This window comes from Oscillibacter sp. CAG:155 (genome assembly GCA_000436875.1).
Lineage (GTDB): Bacteria > Bacillota > Clostridia > Oscillospirales > Oscillospiraceae > Oscillibacter.
The window spans coordinates 5,644-8,743 of record FR890857.1; the positions used below are offsets into that span (position 1 = coordinate 5,644).

3 protein-coding genes are annotated in these 3,100 nt (G+C 62.8%); 1 reads left to right on the top strand and 2 read right to left on the bottom strand.

Annotation, left to right across the window (positions count from 1 at the left end; genetic code table 11):
* The first annotated feature begins 7 nt into the window (after nt 1-7).
* Nucleotides 8-394 carry a magnesium transporter gene (locus QZL67_RS02515; RefSeq protein ID WP_292919714.1) on the top strand — a complete coding sequence of 129 codons (387 nt, stop codon included), beginning with the start codon at nt 8-10 and terminating at the stop codon, nt 392-394.
* Nucleotides 395-452: 58 nt separating this feature from the next.
* Here the strand turns inward: QZL67_RS02515 and rpoD are convergent, their stop codons facing one another.
* Together rpoD and QZL67_RS02525 are read right to left on the bottom strand one after the other, a co-directional pair.
* Entirely contained in the window at nt 453-1,772 is a 1,320-nt protein-coding gene (rpoD, locus tag QZL67_RS02520) for an RNA polymerase sigma factor RpoD (RefSeq protein WP_373887777.1), read from the bottom strand.
* A gap of 163 nt (nt 1,773-1,935) precedes the next feature.
* A partial coding sequence (locus tag QZL67_RS02525) for a toprim domain-containing protein (protein ID WP_292919716.1) occupies nt 1,936-3,100 on the bottom strand: 1,165 nt, incomplete at its 5' end.

Below are 3,100 nucleotides of genomic sequence, written 5' to 3' on the forward strand. Positions count from 1 at the left end.
CAGGCTGATGGACCCCGGCGGAAGCTGTGGCAGCCAGTCCTCCGTGATGGTGATCCGGGGACTGTCCCTGGGGCAGGTGGGCTTTGGCGACTGGATGCGGGTGCTGTGGAAGGAGCTGCAGGTCAGCGGGCTGTGCGCGGCGGCGCTGGCGGTGGTGAACTTTGTGCGGCTGATGGTGATGACCTCCGTGGGCTTCGGTGTGGCGGCCACCGTCAGCTTGACGCTGGTGGCCACAGTGGTGCTCTCGGATCTGGTGGGCAGCCTGCTGCCCATCCTGGCAAAGCGGCTGGGCACGGACCCGGCGGTGATGGCCAGTCCCCTCATCACCACAGTAGTGGACGCCATGTCGCTGCTGATCTATTTCCAGCTTTCTTCCTGGCTGCTGGGTCTGTAATAAAGAACAAGACCGGTATGCGGAATGTCCGCATACCGGTCTTTCTTTGCTGCTTGGCTCAGTTCAAAAAGTCCTTGAGCTTCTTGGAGCGGCTGGGGTGGCGCAGTTTCCGGAGGGCCTTGGCCTCAATCTGACGGATGCGCTCCCGGGTGACGTTGAATTCCTTGCCCACTTCCTCCAACGTGCGGGTACGGCCGTCCTCAATGCCGAAGCGCAGCTTGAGCACCTTCTCCTCCCGGGGAGTCAGGGTGGACAGCACGTCCATCAGCTGCTCCTTGAGCAGCGTGAAGGAAGCGGCCTCACTGGGCTCGCTGGCGCCCTCGTCGGGGATAAAGTCACCCAGATGGGAGTCTTCCTCCTCACCGATGGGGGTCTCCAGAGACACCGGCTCCTGGGCGATTTTCAGGATCTCCCGGACCTTGTCTACGGGCATGTTCATCTCCGCGGCAATCTCGTTGGGGGAGGGATCGTGGCCCAGCTCCTGCAGGAGCTGACGGCTGACCCGGATGACCTTGTTGATGGTCTCCACCATGTGGACGGGGATGCGGATGGTGCGGGCCTGGTCGGCAATGGCCCGGGTGATGGCCTGCCGAATCCACCAGGTGGCATAGGTGGAGAACTTGTAGCCCTTGGTGTAGTCGAACTTCTCCACGGCCTTGATGAGGCCCAGGTTGCCCTCCTGGATCAGATCCAGGAACAGCATGCCGCGGCCCACATACCGCTTGGCGATGGAGACCACGAGACGCAGATTCGCCTCCGCCAGCTTCTGCTTGGCGGTCTCACCTTTCCGATAGGTGGATTTGATGGCAGCGATCTGCTCCGGCGTTTCGGTGATCTCCTCACCGGCGTCCCGGCGGCGCTGGATATCGTCCAGCTGGCNNNGATGAGCGCCCCCCGGGGGTCTGCCTTCCGCACCGTCGGACATGGCCTGGGCCAGATCGATCTCCTCATCGGGGGAGAGCAGAGGCACCTTGCCGATTTCCTTGAGGTACATGCGGACGGGGTCGTCGATGGAGAAACTGTTGACCAGGGTATTGGGGTCCACCAGCTCCTCTTCCTCCACATCGGCGATCTCCTCAGCGGCGGGCTCGTCCTCCGGCAGGTCCGGCAGCAGGTCCTCGTCGGCGCTGATGTCGATGTTGAGGGCCTCCAGAGAGTCGTAGAGCTGATCCATCTGCTCACTCTCCAGGTTCAGATCGTCCACGGCGTCCATCAGTTCAGAGGACTCCAGCTTGCCCTTCTTCTTGCCCTTGGCCAGCAGTTCCCGCAGCTTTTCGTTGCTGATGAGCCAGCTGGCGGCGGGAAGGGCCGCCACCTGCTTGTCGTCCAGCCGGAGGATGCCGGCCTTCTTGGCCTCCTCATCCGTCAAAAGACGCATGGGCTCCGCGGGAGCTGCCTCGCTCTTTTTCCGGCTGGTTTTCTTTCCGCTCTTGGCAGCCGGCTTGCCGACCTCCTTCTCCGGGGCGGAGTTTTTACGGTCGGCGGCCAGAAGCGCGTCCGCCTGTGCCTTGAGCTCCGCGGGGGTCATATCTTCCAAATTTTTAGCCATGCTGCTTTCCTCCAGTACCCTTCTTGTCTTTGTATTTTTCTGTCGCCGCCAGCAGGGGATCTGCCGCCTGACTGCCGGCCCGTTTGTCCGATTCTTCCTGTACGATGCGTATGTAATCCGCCAACGCCTGCTTCGCGTGCTGCGGGGATTCCGGCTGCTGACATACGGCGGAGATGTGACTCATTTCCTCCGGCGTCAGAGCCTCGCTCAAAACCGCCGGCGTCACCGTCCGGCCGTCTTCCCGGGCCTGCCAGAGCAGGGTGAAGGCCCGGCCCAGCAGGGGAGAGGAGAACTGATCTTCCCGCAGGGGCGGCTGAGCGGGAAAGAGACTCTCATCCAGAATCAGCAGCCGCAGCAGCCCTTCCTCCGCCCGGGCGGAGCGGATGTTGTCGTAGCGCAGGGTCCGCTCCTTGGGCTGCAGGCGCGCCGCCGGATTGAGGTCCTTGCGCAGCTCCGTCCGTTTCTCCTGAGAGAGACGGCGCTTGAAGGCCCGTTGGACCTCCAGCCGCATGGCCTCCGGAGAGATCTTGGCGGTCTCCGCCGCCCGGACGGTGTAGATCTCCCGTTCCACCGCGCTGGGAAGGCCCGCCAGCAGCGTGCTGATCTCCTCACAGTAGGCCACCCGGGCCTCGTCGCTGGAAAGATCGTACTTTCCGGCCACCTGCTCCATCCGGAACTCCACACCGTTCTCACTGCCGGTGAGCAGCCGCTCGAAGGCGTCCGCCCCCTGGTATTTAATGAAGTCATCGGCGTCCTGCTTGACATATTCGCCGTCCACCAGCCGCCGGGGCAGCTGGAGCACCTTCACGGAAAACTCCGAGTTGTTCAGGATCTGCAAAGCCCGCTCCGTGGCGATCTTGCCGGCATTGTCGTTATCATAGCAGAGCACCAGCTCCTTGGTGAAGCGGGAGAGCAGGCGGGTCTGCTCCACCGTCAGCGCCGTGCCCATGGAGGCCACCGCATTGTCAAAGCCGGCCTGGTGGAGCGTCACGATATCCAGGTTGCCCTCACAGAGGATGATGTTGGGACGCTTGGTCTTTTTGGCCAGGTTCAGCCCGTAGAGCACCCGCCGTTTGGAGTAGACCGGGGTCTCTGACGAGTTCATATACTTGGGCTCCGACTTGTCCAGCACCCGGCTGCCGAAGGCCACCACGTCG